Raw genomic sequence first — 19793 nt, 5'->3', positions numbered from 1 at the left:
AGGGTTTAATAAGTGCCGGGAAGAGGGTAAGTTATGGAAAAAATTTTCCGGAAGGGGAGGGTTCGGTGGAGCGGCTTAAACCTTATCTCGCCGCCCTGGCAGAGGGGAAGGAGCTTTCCGAGGAGGAGGCCGCGCAGGTGGTAGGGCTGATCATGGACGGCCAGGCCAGTCCGGCCCAGATCGGGGCCTTGCTTACCGCCTGGCGTATGCGCGGAGAGACCTGGCAGGAGGTGGCCGGAGCCGCACGGGCCCTGCGGGAACGTATGGTGAGGGTGCCTCACGGCCTCTCCGATAAGAGCCCCCTGGTGGACACCTGCGGTACCGGTGGCGACGCCAAGGGCACCTTCAATGTCTCCACTGCCGCCGCTTTCGTGGTGGCCGCGGCGGGGGTACCGGTGGCCAAACACGGGAACCGTTCCGTGACCAGCCGCTCCGGAAGCGCCGATGTGGTGGAGGCCCTGGGGATTCCCCTGGAGGTCCCCCCGGAGGTTTCCGCCCGCGCGCTGGAAGAGGTGGGATTTTGCTTCCTTTACGCCCCGGCCTATCATCCGGCGGTAAAGGCGGTCATGGGCCCCCGGCGGGAGCTCGGTTTCCGCACCATATTCAACCTTCTCGGGCCTCTGGCCAATCCCGCCGGGGCCAACACCCAGGTCCTGGGGGTCTTCGACTTCCGTCTGACCGAAAAAATGGCCTACGCCCTGGACGCGCTGGGGTGTCGGAGAGCACTGGTGGTCTTCGGGGAGGGCGGCTACGACGAATTCACCGTAACCGGCTCCACCAAGGTCTCCGAACTGCGGGAGGGCCGGATCACCACCTACTATGTGGATCCCGAGGATGTGGGGCTCGAGCTCTGTGAGGATCCCGAAGAACTCAAGGGAGGGGACGCGGAGGAAAACGCCCGCCTCATCGAGGCCATCCTCTCCGGGAAGGAGGAAGGCCCCAAACGGGACATGGTGTTGCTCAATGCCGGGGCGGCCCTCTACGCCGCCGAAAAGACCCTGGATCTCAGGGGAGGGGTGGCCCTGGCCCGGGAAATCCTTTCCTCCGGAGCGGCCCTCCGGAAACTCGAGGAGATCCGACACTTCTTTAAGCTCGTCCGTCAATGAAATCCGCCAACCGTCCGCCCCTGCGCTCCGCCCTTTACCTGGCCCTTTCCTTCGCCGTAACGGCCCTGATCGGAGGCATCCTTCTGTGGCTCCCCTGGATGCACGGGGAAAAGCTCTCCTTTCTGGACGCCCTCTTCACCTCCACCTCCGCCGTATGCGTCACCGGGCTCACCGTGGTCAATACCGCCACCACCTTTACCCTGCCCGGGAAACTGGTCATCCTGGCTCTCATCCAGCTGGGAGGTCTGGGGATCATGACCTTCTCCACCCTGTTTTTCATCCTGATGGGACGCTCCGTCCCCGTAATCGAAAGTCTCTCCCTGAAGGAGAGTTTCGCCCCCTATCACGGTGTCCACCTGGGTTCTCTCATCCTCACCATCGTGATCTATACCCTCGGTACGGAGCTCGTCCTTACCCTCCTCCTGATCCCGGCCTTCTGGAGCTCGAACCCCGGCGAGGGCCTCTTCCACGCCCTCTTTCACGCGGTTTCCGCCTTCTGTAACGCGGGATTTTCGGATCTCCCTGCCGGGCTCACCTCTTACAGCCGCAACCTCTACCTCCCGACAGTGATCGCTTTGGCCATCCTGGCGGGGAACACCGGCTTCCCGATAGTATTCGAAGCCGTCCAGCGTCTCCGCTCCAGGGGAATACGGAAGTGGTCGCTCCACACCCGGCTGACCCTGACCACGCACCTGATTCTCATTCTGATGGGGGGTCTTCTCTTTCTGATCTTCGAAAAAAATCGAGCCTTTACCGGGCTTTCCCTCCCGGAGAAGATCCTCAACGCCTTTTTCCTCAGCGTGAGTGCCCGCACCGCCGGTTTCAATCTCATCGATCTTTCCCGCTTCGGGGAGGTAAGTCTTTATGTACTCATCTTCCTCATGTTCGTAGGTGCCTGTCCCGGTTCCACCGGAGGAGGGGTAAAAACCACCACCTTCGGGGTTCTGGTGGCCTCGGTGTGGAGTAGACTGCGGGGCTACAGCCGGGCCACGGTGTTCCGGCGCACCATACCCCAGGACATCGTCTTCAAAGCCCTGACCCTGGTGTCCCTCTACGCCTTTACCATCTTTCTGGCTCAGTTCCTCCTGATCCTCTCGGCCCCCGGACACACCTTCGCCTCCTCCGGCACGGAATTCCTGGCCCGCCTCTTTGAAACCGTTTCCGCCCTGGGAACGGTGGGGCTTTCCACGGGAATAACCCCCCAACTTTCCCCCTGGTCCAAAGTGGTATTGATCTTCACCATGTACGCCGGACGGGTGGGGGTGCTCTCCCTGGCGGTCCTCCTCACCGGGCTTTCCTCCCGGCCTAAAGAGTTTTATTATCCTAAGGAGGAGGTCCTGCTGGGCTGATGGGCAAGAAACAGTTCGGCATAATCGGTCTGGGAAGATTCGGAAGCTACCTGGCCCGCACCCTTGCGGAACAGGGACAGGAAGTGGTGGCGGTGGACCGTTCGGAGAAGGCGGTGGAGGAGATAAGTCCCTTCGTATCTCAGGCGGTGGTGGCTGACGCCACCCGGCGGGAAACCCTCGAACATCTGGGCTTCGATCAGATGGATACGGTGGTGGTGGCCATCGGGTCCCTGGCCCAGAGTGTCCTGGTCACCCTATTTCTCAAGGAACTGGGAACCCGGAACATCATCGCCAAGGCCCTCAACGAGGAAGGGGCCAAGATCCTTTCCCTGATCGGGGCCCACCGGGTCATCATTCCGGAACGGGATTCGGCCATCCGGCTGGCCCGATCTCTGGTCATGCCCAATTTCCTGGACTTCCTGCCCCTTCTTCCGGACTTCTACATTACCGAGGTCAAGCCTCCCCCGGATTTCGTGGGCAAGAGTCTCAAGGAACTGGATCTGCGGCGCAAACACCGGGTCTATGTCATAGGGGTGAAAAGGGCCTTTTCCGATCAAATTCAGCTCCTTCCCCCGGCGGACTATGTAATCGAAAGGGACGATCTGCTGTACCTCGTTGGCCACCAGAAGGATCTCTCCTTCTTCACCTCCGAAAGCTAGAGGTGTTTCAGCAGGGCCCTTTCGTGGAAGCTCAAGATGTCCCGCATGGAGATCATTCCCACGATGCGGCGTGGATTCCGCGGGTCCACCACCGGAAGCTGGGAGACCCCCAGGCGGGCCAGGCGATGCTGCGCCTCAAGGAGGGTGTCTTCAGGGGTGATGGTGATCACCTCCCTGGTGGCTATGTCCCCGGCGGTAAGCCTGGCGGCTTCTTCCCGTCCCTTAAGGAGGGCCAGCCGCACATCGTGAAAGGATATGATTCCGGAAAGCTCCCCCCGCTCGTCCACTACTAGGAGGTAAGAATGCGGGCTGCGCCCCAGGGCCTCGATCACCCTGGAAAGGGAAGCGTCTTCGGGAACGGTCTGAAAGTGAGAATCCATAACTTCTTTCACCAGGGTTCCGGCAAGGACACTCTGTTCCCAGCCCCGTCTTAAGGTAAGTCCCCGACGGAGAAGCTTGATGGTATAGATAGAGCCCTCCTTGAGGAAAGTGCTCACGAAGGTACTCACTATGCAGGAGAGCATCAGGGGAAGGATGATGCTGTAGTCTCCGGTAAGCTCGAAGATGATGAGTATGGCCGTAATGGGGCCGTGAGTGGCGGCGGCCACCACCGCCCCCATCCCCACCAGGGCGTAAGCTCCGGGAGAGGCGGTTAAAGCCGGGAACATGGAGTGCACTATCCAACCCACCAGTCCACCGGTCATGGCCCCTATGAAAAGCGAAGGGGCGAAGACCCCTCCGGAGTGTCCGGAACCGAGCACGATGGAAGTGGCCAGGATCTTGGCAAAGATGAGAAGAAGGAGGAGCCTTGCCGGAAGCTCCCCGTGAAGGGCCCGGTTGACGGCTCCGTAGCCCACCCCGAAGAGGTGAGGGATCTTCAGCAGGAAAAGTCCCATGATGAGACCGCCGAGGACCGGTTTAAGGTATTCGGGGAAGGGCAAGCGGTCGAAAAAATCCTCACACCAGTAGAGGACCTGAATAAAGAGAACCGCGGCAAGCCCCGCGGCTATTCCGAGGAACCCGTAAAAGACGAATTCCTGAAGGCTCACCAGGTGGTAGGGCGGGGCCTGGAGGGCGGGGAAATCCCCGTAATACTTTCGGGCCACCGCGGTGGCCACCACCGAGGATAGCACGATGGGACTGAACTTCTCCAGGCGGAAGTCGTTGAGGAGTATTTCCACGGCAAAAAGGACCCCGGCGATGGGGGCATTGAAGGTGGCGGCGATTCCCGCCGCGGCACCACAACCCACGAAGGTGCGCAGGCGTTCCTCCGGGGCCCGCAGGAGCTGTCCCACCGCAGAGCCGGCCGAGGAACCGATCATTACGATGGGACCCTCGCGGCCCACGGAACTACCGGAGCCGATACAGATGGCCGAAACCAGCATCTGAAAAAAGGTGAGCCTGGGCCGAAGGCGCCCGCCCCGCACCACCAGGGCCTCCATTATCTCCGGCACTCCGTGCCCCTTGGCCTCCCGCACCCAGAAGAAAATAATGGGCCCCACGATGAGCCCGCCCAGAGCCGGGAGAAAGAGTTTGGCCCAGGGGGATACCTTATGATAGAAGAGGAGAAAGTCCCGGGTGTCATGATAGAAGAGGGCCTGGAAAAACTTGATCATGAAACGGAAGGCAATGGCCCCGACCCCGCCTACGAATCCGATCAAAATGGCCAGGGCCGCATTAATCACATGTTCGTTGATGCGGGAAAGCCGACGGAGCCACCAGGGCATACCCCTATTATGCCCGCCCCGTCTCCAAAAATAAAGAAGGGGCGATCCGTACCGGATCGCCCCGGTGAAAATCCTCCTCAAAGGCCCGTAAGAAACTCTACTTGGGCATCACTATGGGCTGAATCACCGCAAACACGAAACCGGCCACCAGGATGAGGAAGAAGATGGTGTAGGCCTTGGAGCGGCTCTTGGGAATGGCGGCCAGAAACCCGAACACCGGCACGAAGGAAAGGATGGCGATCCCGATCATGCTCAGACAATCCATCTTGTTGAGGTGCGAGAGGAACCAGGAATATCCGTAGAGAGGAGCTCCCTTGATCTGCCGCCAGAACTCGTCCACCGAAAGCTGCCAGTGGGCCACCGCCTGCTTCATGTCCACGAAGCCCGGAAGCCCTACCAGGTAAAGCAAACCGAAAACGATCATCACCGCGATTCCCAGATAGGTAAAAATCTCCGTGGCCTTGGCGAAGGCCTCGTTTACCGGATCAATCTGTACCTTATTTTCCATGATCCTCCCTCCTTAAAGGAATTTTAAATCACATGGAGCCCTTTCAGGGCCTTGATGACATTGAGTATTGCGGCCAGCAACATGATCCCCAGAACCAGGTACTTGATGAAGGCCGGTTTCACCCGCACGGTGAGCCAGGCCCCCACGCGAGCCCCGATGGTGATCCCCAGCACCGCCGGGACCACGATGAGGGGAAGCGTGGCCCCCTTGGCCATGTAAACCCAGATGGCTGCCGCGTTTACCATTATGATGGCCATACTGGTGGCCACGGCCACCTTAATGGGACAGCCCATCACCAGGTTCAGCACCGGCACATTGGCCCAGCCGGCCCCCAAACCGAACATACCCGCTATGAATCCCACCCCGGCAAAGAGAAAAAGAGAAAGGGTAAAACGGGTGATTTTGTATTCCACTACCCGCCCCAGGGTGGGTTCGAACCAGCTCCCCTTAAGCCCCAGGGCCTTGGAGATTCCGTCCTGTTCCTTCACCTCCGGATATTCCACCCGCTTGGAGGTGATCATGATGATGAAAACGGCCAGAAGGATGAGGCCCAGGGCGAAGATGATGTACCACTTCCCGTTGGGGAAGGCGTTACTCACCCAGAGCCCCACAAATCCCCCGATAATGGAGGAGACCATGACCACCCAGCCCACCGCGGCCATCAGCCGGATGTTGGCCAGGCCCGTGCGGGCGAAGCTGGGCACCGAGGAATAGGCGCTGGTCACGGCCATGATGAGACCGGCCCCCCGGATGAAGTCCACGCTAAAGGGAAAGAAAGCCGTGGAAAGGGGCACGAAGAGCACTCCTCCCCCCACCCCGGACATGGGAGAAATGATGCCGATGGTGAAGGTGAAAAGGAAAAGGATGGTGGGCCAAACCCACCAGGGCCACCCGGGCTTGGCCGGCACCTCGGCCGCCAGGGTGTCCCTGCTAAAATAAAGCCATACCAGAGTACCCACAACCAATGCCGGAAACCACAATCTTTTAATTAACCTCATCCCCTCCCTCCTTAACATAACTTTTTGACCCTCTTTAACGCTTTTAATCCTTTTTGCAAGCCTCAACCGCGGGTGGCCACCACCAGGGTGGGGAAGGTCAACCTGTGCATCACCTTTTCGGAAACGCTCCCCAGGAAGAACTCCTCAAAGGGGCTTCGGGGCCGCCTCCCCAGAAACACCAGGTCGTAATCTCCCTCTTCAGCCTCCTTAACGATTTCTTCGGCGGGATCCCCGACCACGGCCCGGGCGGAAATCCGGCTCTGCACCCCGCTCTCCCGCAGAAAGCCCTCCGCCGTGCGCAGAATCTCGTCCGCCACGGCACCCTTACGGTCCTCCTCCTCGGGCAAGAGGTCTACCACATGAAAGAGTACCACCTCCAGGGCCTTCCAGAGCATAGCCAGCCCCGCAGCCTCCTCGAGAGCCTTCCAGCTCGCCTTCGATCCGTCCAGACACACCAGAAATCGCGGCTGCCGACAGGCTCCACTCTCCACGAATTTTCTCCCCACCACATAGGTGGAGTGTTCGCCCGGACGATGCAGAAGGGCGTGAGTACAGCTCCCCAGAACGAGTTCCGCGATGTGTGAACGCCCCCGCCGGGCGATGATCTCCGCGCCGCACCCCTCCTCGTAGGCAAACCTGGAAAGAACCCGCGGGGGATTTCCGCTGAGAATCACTTCCTTTACCGGCAAGTTCGGCAGGACCTCACGGAGCTTGTCTCGGGCCTCCGCCAGAAAGGGTTCGGCCTCCCGCTTGAGATATTCCTGATAGAGACGGCGCAGTAGGTCCTCCTCCTCAAAGAGGGCCTCCAGCCGCAGATCCCTCCGGGAGGCCCTTTTGAGAGCGTCGGAGGAAACCACATGCACCAGATACACCACCTTCACCAGATCCTCGGGAAGCCCCCGCAGAAGACAGGTCAAAAAGTTAAGGAGGGCCTCCGAGGCCCCGTCCTTCCCCAGGGGAACCATTATCTTTTCCAGGTGTGGAAAAAATCTTACCGGCATCTCCACCTCCTAATAAAAGATCAAAAGCCAGATATTGGCTATGGCTACGCTTATGACCATGTACACGAAACCCACCTTCATGTACTCAAAGAACTTCACCCGGTGTCCCGCGGCCTCGGCAATCCCCAGCGTAACCACATTGGCACTGGCTCCGATCATGGTGCCGTTTCCGCCGAAACAGGCCCCCAGGGCCAGAGCCCACCACAGGACATTGCTCTCCGCCCCGGGGATGACCCGGGTGAGATAGGCGGTAATGGGAAGCATGGTGGCGGTGAAAGGAATGTTGTCTACGAAAGCACTCATTATGGCCGCTACCCACAAAATAAGACAGATCGCTGCGGTAAGGGAGCCGTGTGAAAGTTTGTACACCCCGTCAGCCACGATGGCCAGCAACCCCGTTTCCTCCACCGCCCCCACCAGTATGAATAGAAACATAAAAAAGAGAAGGGTGGTCCATTCGATGTCCTTTTCCACCACCTCCAGGAGATCCACCTTCTTGGTGACCAGGGCGTAAGTGAAGAGAAGGGAGGCTCCGAAAAGGGCCGCCACCGAGACCTCCATGTGGAATATCCCGTGGGTCACGAAGAAGAAAATGACGATGGTCATGATGATGAGGCCCACGGTGAGAAGCGTGCCGTCGGTGATGCGGTATTCCTCCCGAAGTTTGGCGATGAAGGCTTCCACATCTTCTACTCTGGCCCGGGCATAGTCCTTCCCGTAAACCAGACGCGAAAAGACGAATAGCGCCACCATGGAAAGGGCCACCACCGGCCCCAGGTTCTCCACGAAGTCCATGAAGGTAAGACCGGCATAGGAACCGATCATTATGTTGGGGGGGTCCCCGATGAGGGTGGCGGTGCCCCCGATGTTGGAGGCCAGGATTTCGGGAATGAGGAGAACCAGAGGAGAAAGCCCTAGAGATAGGGCGATCTCGATGGTAACCGGGGTAAGGAGCAGCATGGTGGTGACATTGTCCAGAAAGGCCGAGGTTACCGCGGTAAAGGCGGAAAGGATCACGCAGAGGAGGAACACATTTCCCCGGGCCAGCTGGTAGCTCTTGTAGGCACACCACTGAAATACTCCGGTGCGCTTGAGCACCCCCACGATGATCATCATGCCCATGAGGAGAAAGATCACATTCATGTCGATGGCCGCGATGGCCCGTTCGTAGGAGATGATCCGGAAGGCCGGATCCCACGCCCCCAGGGTATAGGTTACCGCGAGCATGATCGCCGCTCCCAGCATGGCCGCCACGGTGCGGTGCAGAAGCTCGAAACTGATGAGCACATAGGCCAGGATAAAGATCACCGTGGCGATCCAGAAGGCCGGCCCCAGGTAACGCTCAAGCAGGACATTCTTCACCACGAAGGCATCCTCGCCGTGGAAGGCCACTTCCGAAGGATCGACGGGAAGCGTTACCGGGCGAAAGCTGCTCTTGAAGACCTCGATCTCGAGCCTTCCGTTTCGCAGGGCCTCTCCGGGGACCTGGGCCACCACCTGGAAGGAACCGTCGGCCTCGGTCTCAATGCTGGTTAATTCGTGGTGCCCGTGTTCGCCCTTCCGGAAGGTCAGGGGTTTTCCGTTGAGGAGGATTTTGATCTCGGCCTCGTCCACCGGTTCCTTGTGCGAATCCAGCACGCGTCCGGAAACATGGAGATTGACGAGCGATTGAGCGGCCATAGCCCCGACCGCTCCTCTTCCCAGGAGGACAGCCAGCACGATAAAGACGAACCAGCCCTTTCTCATGATCGCTCTCCCTCCGGCGGTGTTTTCTTGAAGCCCTTTCTGGCTTTACTAAATTTTTCTTTTCCTGTAAATCCCTTAAACGGTGCAGAAAAGGGGTTTCCGTTCCGCCAAAGACCTGCGTCTTTTCCTCCGTTGGTTCTTTCGGGAACACCTTCGCGGGCTTCCCCCGGAATTCCGGATCGAGGCGAAGGTGCTTTCGGTGCGTCCGCCCCGGGCCGCGCTTTTTATCCCGGCTCACTCGGAGGGGAACCTCATCCGGGTCCATCAGGTGGATCTCCTGGTGGAGGAACTCGCCGCCACCGGGATCGAGCTCGAGGTCTTCTATGCCGACGATCTCGGGGAAAGAGACGATCCGGGACCCTAGCGTCTGCGCTCCCGGATGACATCCTCGTAGGCCCAGCGTCTCAGGATTTCTTCCATTTCGCTTCCGGAGAGACGGGATTCTTCGTAGAGGCCGGCGGCCTCCCTCTGTCGAAAGGCCTCGTAAAGGATGATGCCCGTGGCCACGGAAACATTCAGACTGCGCACCATTCCCACCATGGGGATCCGGATACGATGGGTGGCCATCGGCAGGAGCTCCGGGGAGACCCCCTCGGCCTCGTTTCCCACCACGATGACCGTGGGACGGGTGTAGTCCACCTCCCGAAAGTCCAGCGTCCCGGCCCCGAGCCAGGTCACCACCACCTGAAAGCCCTCCTCGCGTAAGCGTCGAAGGCTTTCCGCGGGATTACGGGTCTCCTCCAGAAAGACCCAGCGGTGCGCTCCCTGGGTGACGGCCTCATTGATGGGGACCCTATCCCCCTCCACGAGACCGTAAATGATGCGCAACACGCCGACGGCCTCGGCGGTGCGAATCAGGGCCGAAAAGTTGTGTTCGTTTCGGACCCGATCCATAAAGAGGACCAGGTCCTTCTGGCGGCGAGCCAGCACCTCCCGCATCCGGGAGAGTCGGCGGGGGAGGACCAGATACTCCCGGTTATTGACGGCCAAGGCTTCGCAATCCCTCCTCGTTGAGGATCCGGATCCGGCGACCGGAAACCTCGATCAGACCCTCCTCGGAAAGCCTGCTCAGGACCCGGGAAAGGGTCTCCGGGACGGTCCCGAGGAGGGCGGCCAGTTCCCCCTTGGGGATCTCCAGCTCGAACTCCGGACCGTGGTTTTCGGCGAGATAGAGGAGGTAAGCAGCCAGCCGTTCCGGCACCTCCTTCAGGGAAAGGGAATCCACCAGGGCAGCAAGGGAGCGGAGACGGAGGGAAAGAACGGCCAGCATGTTCAGGGCTAATTCCGGTCGCCGGCGCACTAGATCGAGGAAGCTCTGACGGGGGAAAAACAACACCACGGAGGGGGCCAGGGTCTCGGCCCAGGCCGGATACCGGGATCCGGAAAAGAGGGCCGCTTCGGCAAAGACCTCTCCCGGTCCGAAGACATGAAGGATCTGCTGGCGCCCCCGGGAGGAGAGACGATAGATCTTCACCATTCCCTCGGCCACCAGGTAGAAGCCCCTGGCCTCCTCGCCGGCAGAGAAGATGACCTCGCCCTTACCGTAGCGCCTGGGAAGCGCTATCTCGGCCAGACGCAGGAGATCCTGCTCGGGAAGCCCCCTGAAAAGGGAGGCCTTTCTGAGCGCGCTCCGGGTATCCATATCCGGGTCTAATTTTATAGGGGGATGGGCCCTTGACAAAGAGGGCAACCCCTGAAAGATTAATATAGAACGGTGGCGGCGTAGCTCAGCGGTAGAGCGGGGATCTCATAAGTCCTAGGTCGGGGGTTCGAGTCCCTCCGCCGCCATGGTAAACTGGGATATAATCAAAGGACGAGGCCGGCGGCGTAGCCAAGTGGTAAGGCGACGGCCTGCAAAGCCGTGAATCCGGGGTTCGAATCCCCGCGCCGCCTCCATTTTTCGCCTTCGATGGCCATGTTTGAGCTCACGGTAAGGGACGAATTTTCCGCGGCGCATCAACTCCGGGGCTACCGGGGGTCCTGCGAGAACCTCCACGGCCACAACTGGAGGGTGGAGGTGGCCGTGCGCGGAGAGGAATTAGACGAAACAGGTTTTCTCATCGATTTCAGGGAACTTAAGGCGGCCCTGCGGGAGGTGCTCTCCGAACTGGATCATCGCCATCTGAACGAGCTTCCGGCCTTTCGGGAGAAAAATCCTTCCTCCGAAAACCTGGCCCGTTACATCTTCGAGAGACTCTCGGAAAAACTCTCCGGCAAACCGGTGCGGGTCTTTCGGGTCACGGTCTGCGAAACGGAAAGGTCCTGTGCCTCCTTCCTCGGCCACTGAGGGCGTTCTGAGGGTCCGGGAAACCTTCGTGAGCCTTCAGGGTGAGGGAACGGCGGCGGGGCGTCCGGCCTTTTTCGTGAGACTCTCCGGATGCAATCTCTCCTGCCGATGGTGCGACACCCCTGAAAGCCGACTCCCGGGCTCCGGCACCCCGCTTCCCGTAAACGAAATCCTGGAGCGAAGACGCCGTTCGGGACTTTCCGAGGTGCTCATCACCGGAGGAGAACCGCTGCTTCAGGAGGCGGTCTACACCCTCATGGAGGCCCTTCTCGCCGAAGGGGTGCGGGTGTATCTCGAGACCAACGGGAGCCTCTCCTTAAGGCGCGTCCCCCGGGAGGTGATCAAGATCGTGGACTGGAAGCCCCCCTCCTCGGGGATGAGCAACCGCATGAATCCCGAAAACCTCCGGTATCTTCGCTACCCCGATCAAATCAAGTTCGTCATTGCTGACGAGGAAGACTACCTCTGGGCGAAGAGGGAGGTCCTCTCCCGGGGTCTTTTCCGCTTCGTGGAGGTCCTTTTCTCGCCGGTATGGGAGGAGATGCCCCCGGAGAAACTGGCCCGGCTGATCCTTGCGGACCGTCTTCCGGTGCGCCTCCAAATCCAGCTACACAAACTTCTGGGGCTCCCCTGAAAGGGGGGCGATGAGCCGGGTCCACACCGGTTCAGGCGGCTCCTCTGAGTCTGCGGAGGGCCAGGCGCAGGAGGAGCACGGTGAGGGCCAGGAGTCCGGCCCCCAGGGTGGCGAGCAGCCAGTTTGCGGAAAGAACATTGCGCCGCACGAGAAGGACCAGGGCCGTGAGGGTTACCGCGAGCATGAAAAGGGCCGGAACCTTAACGAAGAGGGAGAACCGCCGGGAGGAGGTTAACCACACGGAGAGGGCCAGAAGGGCCAGGGCCGCCAGCAGCTGATTGGCCGTGCCCATGAGGGGCCAGATCCGTTGCCAGGCCCCGGAAAAGGCCAGGCCCGCCGAAAGTCCCACCACCGCAAGGGTAAACACCACGCGACTGCGGGGGGTGGACACATGGGAACTCCCCGGAGAAAACAGCTCCTCGAGCATGAACCGGGCCACCCGCGTGGCGGTATCCAGGGAGGTGAGGGCAAAGGCCGAAACCGCGAGCGCGGCAAAGGCCCGGCCCTTGGGTGGAGAAATACCCAGGGCGGCGAAAAAGCCGGCCACTCCGGAGGCGAAGGTGGCGATGGGCCCCCGGGTTTTGAGGAGTTCCCGATATTCCGGAAGGCTCAGGCCCACCACCGCACACAGGGCGATCACTCCCAGAACGCCCTCAAGAAGCATGGCTCCGTAGCCCACCGAACGGGCCTGGGACTCGCGGGCCACCTGGCGGGCCGTGGTTCCGGAACCCACCAGGGAGTGAAACCCCGAGATGGCCCCGCAGGAAGTGATCACGAACAGGATGGGAAAGAGGGGGCCGAGCTCGTTCGTGAAACCGGTATAGGCCGGAAGACGCACCGGGGGATGGCTTAGCAGCAATCCCAGAAAGGCCCCGAAAAGCAGCCCGTACAGGAGAAAGGCGTTGAGGTAGTCCCGGGGTTGCAGGAGGAGCCATACGGGAAAGGTCGCGGCCAGGAAGACATACCCGAAAAGGACGAGGCGCCAGGTATTCTCCGGAAGGCGCAGGGGAAACCTGAACCCTATCCAGATGGAGAAAAGAAGACCGAGAATACCCAGGAAGGTAAGGAAGGGAAGAGAAACTCCGGCCCTGTAGTAAAGTATTCCGAAAAGGATTGCCAGGACCAGAAAGCCCGCGGAGGCCGTGGCCACGGGAGGGGAGGCCACGAAGGTCTTGGCCACGATGACATCGAAGGCGGCCACCACCAGGATCAGGGTGGCGGTGGCAAAAAGGAGGAAGAGACGCTGGGCCGTGGGGCCGAGATACTGCCTCAGGATTTCCCCTATGGAGCGGCCGTCGTGACGCAGGGAGGCCATGATGGCCCCCATGTCGTGCACCCCTCCGGCCAGTACCGCCCCCAGGATCAGCCAGAGAAACACCCCCAGCCAGCCGTACGAGGCGGCCAGGATGGGCCCCACGATGGGACCGGCCCCGGCTATGGAGGCAAAGTGGTGACCGAAGAGAACCGGCGTGGAGGTGGGCACGAAGTCGAGACCGTCCCGGAATCGATGGGCCGGGGTGATGCGCCGGTCGTCCACCCCGAACCAGCGGGAAAGCAACCTTCCGTAAAAGAGGTATCCGATCCCGAAGATCCCCACCGCGACGAGAATCAGGGTCCGTCCACTCATCCACTCAAGCCCTCAACCGCACCTTCTCTTTAATGTAGTCCACTACCTCCCCGGGGTCGTCGAGCACGGTGAAGAGTTCCAGGTCGCTTTCGGAGATCTTGCCTCCGGCAAGGACCGTTCCCCGCAGCCACTCGACGAGCCCGTGCCAGTAGTCCTCTCCCACCAGCACCACCGGCACGGGTCTTATCTTTCGGGTCTGCACCAGGGTGATAACCTCGAAGAGTTCGTCCAGAGTCCCGTAACCTCCGGGGAGAAACACGAAGCCCACCGCATACTTGGCCATAAGGACCTTCCGTACGAAGAAGTAACGCACCTCGAGGCGCAGGTTGGCGTAAGGATTGGGCTCCTGCTCCAGGGGAAGTTTTATGTTTATCCCCACGGACCAGCCGCCTTCCTCGGCGGCACCCTTGTTGGCCGCCTCCATGACCCCGGGACCTCCCCCGGTGATTACCGAAAAACCGGCCCGGACCAGCTCCCGGGCCACCTCCTCGGCCTTGGCGTAACAGGGATCCCCGGGCCGGACCCGGGTGGAACCGAAGATGGTCACCGCGGGATAGACTCTGGGGAGCTCCTCAAACCCCTCCACGAATTCCGCCATGATCCTGAAAAGACGCCAGGACTCCCGGGCGGCCAGTCCGTTCAATACATACTGTTTGTCCTCGAGGTCCCTCTTCATGCCTCAAACTCCCGCAGAACTTTAAGGGCTTTTATATCCTGATCGAGCACCTTTAACAAGAAGGCCTCCAGCACCTCCTCCACCTCTTTGAGCACCTTTCCGGGGACGGAAACACGGAAAAGTCCCGCAAAGGAAAGACGCGAAAAGGAACGGAGAAGTCCCCGGGCCCGGGCCGAAAGCCTTCGGTCTCCCTCAAGGGCACAGTCCCCGCACACCGCTCCGCCTCTGGTAAAGGAGAAAAAGGCTCCCCCGGGAAGTTCCCTTCCGCAACCCAGGCAGAGGGAGAACTCCGGGGCCCAGCCCAGAAGCCCCATCAGACGGAATTCGAAGTAAGACTTGAGCGGAGGGAGATCCGGACTCTCCTCGAGAACCTCCAGAGCCTTTTTAAGGAGGGGAAAGACCTCGCGACCCTCCGCCGGGGGGGAGGAACGCTCGCATGTCTCCAGAAAGTAGTGCATCAGGACAAAAGCCCGGGGATGGCTTCGGAGTCTTTCGGGAGCCCACAGAAGGTCTGCGGCCTCGATAATAGGGGCCAGACCCCGTCGGGATCGACGCAGGTGGATCCGAAGAAGGTGCCCGGATTCGAGCTTGTTTACGAAACGCCGCCGGCTGCGCCGGGCCCCCTTGGCCACCGCGGAAAAACGCCCCCGCGCGGCCGAAAGGAAACTCACCAGGAGATCGCTCTCGGAAATTTCGTGCGTGGATAAAACCAGGGCCTCAAAAGGGGTCTTCACCTCTCAGTGCCAGTGTGAGACCATGAGGTAAAATACCATCGCCAGAATCAGGAGGATAACCGCCCCGATAAGATACCCGGAAACGGTCAGCCGGCGATGGTGAGTGGCCGTTCCGCACTCGTTTTCGGGACGGAGACGCCTCTCGGAATACCGGGCCAGAACCTCCCCGGGATCGAGTCCCACGGCCTCGGCATAGGCCCTGAGATATCCCCTCACATAGACCTCCCCCGGGAGATCCTCCCAGGCCTCTTCCTCTATGGCGCGCAGGAACCGGCAGTTTATCTTGGTCTCCTCGGCGATTTCCTCCAGGGTAAGCCCCTGGCGCTCCCGGATTTCCCGCAAATACGCTCCTAGACCGAATTTTTCCGTCATGTCAAATAAAAACCTTAATGAAAGCCCTTTCTTTCAGCTCTTTCAACCACTTTTGAAAGTATTCGTCAAGGGCCTTCTGATAGAGTTTCTGACGAATCTCCTCCCGTACCTCCGCCAGGGGTCTCGTCGCCGGGGACTCCACGGAAAGGACCTTGAATATGTACCAGCGTCCGGAAGCCTTTAGCGGAGGGAGGACCTGTCCGGCTTTGGCCCCGGCCAGGGCTTTGCGGGCCTCCGGAGCCAGCTCCTCCAGCTTGAAGCGACCGAGGTCGCTTCCGCTCCCCGGAATTTCGGAGTACCTGCGGGCCACCTCCGCAAAATCCGCCCCTTTCTGCAGGGCCTTCCAGGCCTTGCGGATGCGGGATTCCTCCGTGGTGACGATGGCGGCCAGGTGATACACCCGATTTTTGGCGGAGAGATAATGCTCGCGATAGTACCGTTCGATGTCTTCGTCGGTTATGACTATCCGGGCCTGAACGCTTCCCCGTATCAACTTGATCTTCCGCAACTGATCCCGGATCCTCTGCCGATACTCCTCCGGGGTAAGGCCCTGCTCGGCCAGAAAACGCCGGAAGGCCTCCTCCCCCCCTACCCGGGACACCACCTCCTTCAGGAAGGCCTCCACCTCCTCGTCACTCACGGTGATCTTGTACTTCTTTACCTCCTGCTCGATAAGCTTCTCTTCGATGAGCTGATTCAGAACCTCCCGCCGGATCCTGTGAACTAATTTTTCCTCCTCAAGGGGATCGGTTACTCCGCGGAGATATTTCCTGTAGAGAGGAAGCGCGGCCTCGTCCACCTCGGAGAGGGTGATGACCTCGTCGTTGACCACCGCGGCTATGCGATCCAGAATCTTTCCTTTCGTAACTCCTGCCACCGGAAAAACAAACAGTAAAATCAGGACGAAAACCCGGCGCCATCCCATTATTTGGAGACCTCCTTTTCCGTTTTCCCTTCTTCCATGATAGCACAGATCCGCAGGGCTTCTTTAAGAATTTCTCCCTCGGGCTTGACCCGCAGCTGCCCCTTGCGGGTGAGGCGCACGAAGCGGAAGGTCTGGCTAACTCTACGCACCCCCCGTTCGTAAAAGGTCGGATCCTCTCCCAGGTGGAAGACCAGTTCTTCCCCCCGGGCTTCGAGGGCCAACACCCTGAGCCGTCTCAGCTTTATCTTGAGCTCGGTGAGGGCCAGAAGGTTCTCTCCCTCCGGGGGAGGTTCCCCGAAACGGTCGAGGAGGGATTCCCGGAAATCGGCCAGGTCCTTCTCGTTCCGGATCAGCGAAAGTTCCCGGTAGAGATGCAGTCTCTGCTCCACATCCGGCACATAGGTCTCGGGGAAGTAGGCCGGAAGGTTGAGCCTTACCTCCGGTTCCGGGGCCTCCTCGATCCTTTCTCCCTTCATCTCCCGCACGGTCTTTTCCAGAATCTCCAGGTAGAGGTCGTAGCCCACCGCGGCGATGTGTCCGGACTGGGTGGTGCCCAGGAGATTTCCCGCTCCTCGGATCTTGAGATCGCTCAGGGCCAGCCGGAATCCGGATCCCAGGTCGGTGAACTGCAGGAGGGCTTTGAGCCTCTTACGGGCCTCCTCCGTTAGGCCGGAAAGCGAGGGGACCAGCAGGTAGGCGTAGGCCTGAACCCGACCGCGTCCCACCCGGCCCCGTAGCTGATAGATTTCGGAAAGACCGAAACGGTCGGCCCGACAGATGATGATAGTGTTGGCGGTGGGGATGTCCAGTCCGCTTTCGATGATGGTGGTACAGACCAGGACATCGATCTCCCGACGCACGAAACGGGCCATGATGGTTTCCAGATCCCGGGCCGGCATCTGGCCGTGGGCCACCTCCACCCGGGCCCGGGGGACCAGTTTCCGGATCCAGCCGGCCAGCGCCGAAAGCCCTCTCACCCTGGGATAGACGAAGAAGACCTGTCCCCCCCGGGAGAGCTCCCGTTCGATGGCCTCCTTCACCACCTCGGCCTCCATCTTGGCCAGCACCGTTTTCACCGGGAGACGGCCCGGCGGAGGGGTCTCGATCACCGAGAGGTCCCGGATCCCTAGCAGCGACATCTGAAGCGTCCGGGGAATGGGCGTGGCCGAAAGCGCCAGGACATCCACGGTCTTTTTGAGTTCCTTGAGGCGTTCCTTGTGCCGGACGCCGAAGCGATGTTCCTCGTCGATTATGAGAAGCCCCAGATCCCGGAAACGCACATCCGTGGAAAGAAGCCGGTGGGTGCCGATAACCACCTGGATCTCCCCGGAGGCGAGTCCGCGCAGGGTCTCCCGCTGTTCGGCGGGGGGCCTGAGTCTGGAAAGCACGCCCACTCTGACCCCGAAGGGCCCCAATCGCTCGGTAAAGGTGCGATAGTGCTGTTCGGCCAGCACCGTGGTGGGAACCAGCACCGCCACCTGTTTTCCGTCCCGCACGGCCAGCATCGTCGCCCGCAGGGCCACCTCGGTCTTCCCGTAACCCACATCCCCGGCGAGCAACCGATCCATGGGCCGGGGGCTCTGCATGTCGGAAAGCACTTCCTGAATGGCGGCCTCCTGATCCGGGGTCTCCTCGTAGGGAAAGGACGCCTCGAACTCCCGGAAGACCAGGTCCGGCGGAGAAAAAGCGTGCCCGCGGGCCACCTTGCGGGCCGCGTAGAGGGCCACCAGTTCCTGGGCGATCTCACGGACGGCCTTTTTGACCTTCTCCTTGCGACGGGCGAAGGATCGTCCGCCGAGACGGTCAAGCCTGGGAGGCCTTTCGTCAACTCCCACATACCGGTGGATCTCTCCGAGCCGATCCACGGGAAGGTAGAGTTTGTCGCCCTCCGCGTATTCCACCAGGAGAAACTCACCCGGCACCCCACCGACCTCTAGCCTTACGAGACCCCGGTAGATCCCGATCCCGTGTTCCCGGTGCACCACATAGTCTCCGGGTTTGAGCTCCTCGAACCGGAGGGCGGACGGCCACCTCCGGGCCCGCTCCGTCGAAGGGGGTTTCCCGAAGAGCTCGGCCTCGGAGAGCACCACCAGGGCCAGCCTCGGCCAGAAAAGGCCCTCCGGCAGATCCCCGATCACGATCTCGAGTGGTACCCGCCGGTCTTCCTCCCGGAAAGGAGCCCCTTTCACGACGGGGGTGTTCCGGATCAGCCCCTCCCGGACCAGTAGCTCGGCCAGTTTTCGGGCCGCCATCTCACGGGACACCGCGAGCACCAGGTGTTCCCCCTGATCGAGCACGGTTCGCACCAGGGATAGGCCCCGTTCGAGCCCCCGCCCCGGGGTTCCCGGAGCCTCGAGGGCCGCGGGGGGCCTGATCCCCGGATCGAGATCCCCGGAGAGGGGAAGTTCGCGCACCAGAAGACGCCCTCGAAATCCGGAAAGAATCTCCCGTAGCTCCTCCGGGGTGAGGAAGACCTCCTCGGGCTCGGAAAGGAGCCGACGCGCGGCCCTCCGGGCACCCGAAAGCACCCTCTCCCGGAAGGCCTCGGCCCTCCGGTGGATCCTTTCCGGCTCAAAGAGCACCACCGGGGTCTCCGGGGGAAGATAGTCGAACAGGGTAACGAGCCTTTCGAAAAGCACGGGAAGCCAGAACTCCTCCGGATCAAAAAATTGCCTGAGGGCCACTTCCTCACGCAGTCCCTCGAGCCTTTCCGAGGGGACCCTGTACCTTTCGGCCCGGCGTAAAAGCTTCTCGTAAATCCGGGCACTATCCCCGGAAAAAAAGGCCTCTCTTACCGGAAAGACATAGGCCTCCTCCAGGCTCGCCTCGGTGCGCTGGGAGTCGGGGTCGAAGACCTTGATCCTTTCCAGCTGATCCCCGAAAAAGTCAAACCGCAAGGGTTTCTCGTAACCCGGCGGCCAGAGGTCGATCACCGAACCCCGGACCGCAAACTCTCCCCTCCTCTGGACCACTCCCACGCGTTCGTAGCCGAATCCCACGAGCTTTTCCAGCAATTCCTCCCGCGGGAACTCCTCGCCGGGGATGAGGTATTCGTAGACCTCTCTGAGGAGTTCCGGAGGGGGGAGTCTCCGGAAAAGGGCCTCCACGGAAAGGGCGAGGAGACGCCCCTTCCCCAGAAGGAGCCTGGAGAGGACCCCCATGCGGGCCGCTCCCTCCTCCGGGGAGGCCAGGACCTCGGCGAAAGGAGGGTGCTCCACCGCCGGGAATTCCTCCACCTCCTCCCCGGAGAAGAAACGAAAGGCCCTGGCGAACTCGTGGCCCTCCTTTTCCCCGGGAAAGATCAGCAACAGAGACGGGGGAAGGGAAATTCTCGAAAAAAGAAAGGCCAGGGAGACCGGACGCAATCCCCCTAATCTGAAATCCCCCCGGCCCTGCGAAAGGAAGTCTTCAAGATTCCTTAGCTCTTGCGGAAGCTCCACAAAA

19 protein-coding genes and 2 tRNA genes are annotated in these 19793 nt (G+C 60.7%); 8 read left to right on the top strand and 13 right to left on the bottom strand.

What is annotated here, in order from left to right; translation table 11 throughout:
* Positions 1-65: 65 nt before the first annotated feature.
* The 3 genes from trpD to K3767_RS03840 are packed head-to-tail and all read left to right on the top strand — an operon-like array spanning position 66 to position 3114.
* A complete protein-coding gene (trpD, locus tag K3767_RS03850) occupies positions 66-1106 on the top strand; it encodes an anthranilate phosphoribosyltransferase (RefSeq protein WP_221172229.1) in 1041 nt (346 codons plus the stop codon).
* Entirely contained in the window at positions 1103-2455 is a 1353-nt protein-coding gene (locus K3767_RS03845; RefSeq protein ID WP_221172228.1) for a TrkH family potassium uptake protein, read from the top strand. The genes trpD and K3767_RS03845 overlap by 4 nt, the downstream gene beginning before the upstream one ends.
* Positions 2455-3114, top strand: coding sequence for a TrkA family potassium uptake protein (locus tag K3767_RS03840; RefSeq protein WP_221172227.1), 660 nt, complete (start codon positions 2455-2457; stop codon positions 3112-3114). The genes K3767_RS03845 and K3767_RS03840 overlap by 1 nt, the downstream gene beginning before the upstream one ends.
* On the opposite strand, the gene K3767_RS03835 is transcribed toward K3767_RS03840, so the two are convergent.
* The 5 genes from K3767_RS03835 to K3767_RS03815 form a co-directional block, all read right to left on the bottom strand.
* Positions 3111-4841, bottom strand: a complete 1731-nt coding sequence (locus tag K3767_RS03835; RefSeq protein ID WP_221172226.1) for a chloride channel protein — start codon at positions 4839-4841, stop codon at positions 3111-3113. The genes K3767_RS03840 and K3767_RS03835 overlap by 4 nt on opposite strands.
* Before the next feature lie 97 nt (positions 4842-4938).
* Positions 4939-5349 (bottom strand): hypothetical protein, encoded by a 411-nt coding sequence (locus K3767_RS03830; protein WP_221172225.1) that lies wholly within the window; start codon positions 5347-5349, stop codon positions 4939-4941.
* Between the two features lie 23 nt (positions 5350-5372).
* The gene (locus tag K3767_RS03825) at positions 5373-6347 is read right to left on the bottom strand and encodes a sulfite exporter TauE/SafE family protein (protein WP_221172224.1); all 975 of its coding nucleotides are present in this window, start codon (positions 6345-6347) and stop codon (positions 5373-5375) included.
* A gap of 62 nt (positions 6348-6409) precedes the next feature.
* Positions 6410-7348, bottom strand: coding sequence for a universal stress protein (locus K3767_RS03820; protein WP_221172223.1), 939 nt, complete (start codon positions 7346-7348; stop codon positions 6410-6412).
* Between the two features lie 9 nt (positions 7349-7357).
* The gene (locus tag K3767_RS03815) at positions 7358-9094 is read right to left on the bottom strand and encodes an SLC13 family permease (RefSeq protein ID WP_221172222.1); all 1737 of its coding nucleotides are present in this window, start codon (positions 9092-9094) and stop codon (positions 7358-7360) included.
* Positions 9095-9176: 82 nt separating this feature from the next.
* Here K3767_RS03815 and K3767_RS03810 point away from each other — a divergent pair, with 82 nt between their 5' ends.
* On the top strand, positions 9177-9458 hold the full coding sequence (locus K3767_RS03810) for a hypothetical protein (protein WP_221172221.1): 282 nt from the start codon (positions 9177-9179) through the stop codon (positions 9456-9458).
* Here the strand turns inward: K3767_RS03810 and K3767_RS03805 are convergent.
* On the bottom strand, positions 9455-10084 hold the full coding sequence (locus K3767_RS03805; RefSeq protein WP_304941222.1) for a TrmH family RNA methyltransferase: 630 nt from the start codon (positions 10082-10084) through the stop codon (positions 9455-9457). The genes K3767_RS03810 and K3767_RS03805 overlap by 4 nt on opposite strands.
* Entirely contained in the window at positions 10071-10736 is a 666-nt protein-coding gene (locus tag K3767_RS03800; RefSeq protein WP_221172220.1) for a Crp/Fnr family transcriptional regulator, read from the bottom strand. Before K3767_RS03800 ends, K3767_RS03805 begins: the two co-directional genes overlap by 14 nt.
* A 74-nt stretch (positions 10737-10810) precedes the next feature.
* Here K3767_RS03800 and K3767_RS03795 point away from each other — a divergent pair.
* The 4 genes from K3767_RS03795 to K3767_RS03780 all read left to right on the top strand — a co-directional run bounded on the left by K3767_RS03795 (position 10811) and on the right by K3767_RS03780 (position 12015).
* Positions 10811-10882, top strand: a tRNA-Met gene (locus K3767_RS03795).
* A 33-nt stretch (positions 10883-10915) separates the two neighbouring features.
* A tRNA-Cys gene (locus K3767_RS03790) sits at positions 10916-10990 on the top strand.
* Positions 10956-11381, top strand: coding sequence for a 6-carboxytetrahydropterin synthase QueD (gene queD, locus K3767_RS03785; RefSeq protein WP_255592197.1), 426 nt, complete (start codon positions 10956-10958; stop codon positions 11379-11381). Before K3767_RS03790 ends, queD begins: the two co-directional genes overlap by 35 nt.
* A complete protein-coding gene (locus tag K3767_RS03780) occupies positions 11359-12015 on the top strand; it encodes a radical SAM protein (RefSeq protein ID WP_221172219.1) in 657 nt (218 codons plus the stop codon). The genes queD and K3767_RS03780 overlap by 23 nt, the downstream gene beginning before the upstream one ends.
* A gap of 31 nt (positions 12016-12046) precedes the next feature.
* On the opposite strand, the gene K3767_RS03775 is transcribed toward K3767_RS03780, so the two are convergent.
* The 6 genes from K3767_RS03775 to mfd are packed head-to-tail and all read right to left on the bottom strand — an operon-like array spanning position 12047 to position 19714.
* On the bottom strand, positions 12047-13642 hold the full coding sequence (locus K3767_RS03775; RefSeq protein WP_221172218.1) for a carbon starvation protein A: 1596 nt from the start codon (positions 13640-13642) through the stop codon (positions 12047-12049).
* Between the two features lie 4 nt (positions 13643-13646).
* Positions 13647-14318: a TIGR00730 family Rossman fold protein gene (locus K3767_RS03770; protein WP_221172217.1), complete on the bottom strand. Its 672-nt coding sequence runs from the start codon at positions 14316-14318 to the stop codon at positions 13647-13649.
* On the bottom strand, positions 14315-15052 hold the full coding sequence (recO, locus tag K3767_RS03765; RefSeq protein WP_221172216.1) for a DNA repair protein RecO: 738 nt from the start codon (positions 15050-15052) through the stop codon (positions 14315-14317). Before recO ends, K3767_RS03770 begins: the two co-directional genes overlap by 4 nt.
* A gap of 3 nt (positions 15053-15055) precedes the next feature.
* Positions 15056-15394 carry a helix-turn-helix transcriptional regulator gene (locus K3767_RS03760; RefSeq protein ID WP_221172215.1) on the bottom strand — a complete coding sequence of 113 codons (339 nt, stop codon included), beginning with the start codon at positions 15392-15394 and terminating at the stop codon, positions 15056-15058.
* Positions 15395-15425: 31 nt separating this feature from the next.
* Positions 15426-16349, bottom strand: coding sequence for a SurA N-terminal domain-containing protein (locus K3767_RS03755; protein ID WP_221172214.1), 924 nt, complete (start codon positions 16347-16349; stop codon positions 15426-15428).
* Positions 16349-19714: a transcription-repair coupling factor gene (gene mfd / locus K3767_RS03750; RefSeq protein WP_221172213.1), complete on the bottom strand. Its 3366-nt coding sequence runs from the start codon at positions 19712-19714 to the stop codon at positions 16349-16351. Before mfd ends, K3767_RS03755 begins: the two co-directional genes overlap by 1 nt.
* Positions 19715-19793: the final 79 nt, after the last annotated feature.

Origin of the sequence: Thermosulfurimonas sp. F29, from assembly GCF_019688735.1 — a bacterium.
Lineage (GTDB): Bacteria > Desulfobacterota > Thermodesulfobacteria > Thermodesulfobacteriales > Thermodesulfobacteriaceae > Thermosulfurimonas_A.
This window is presented reverse-complemented; position numbering and strand designations above follow the sequence as displayed.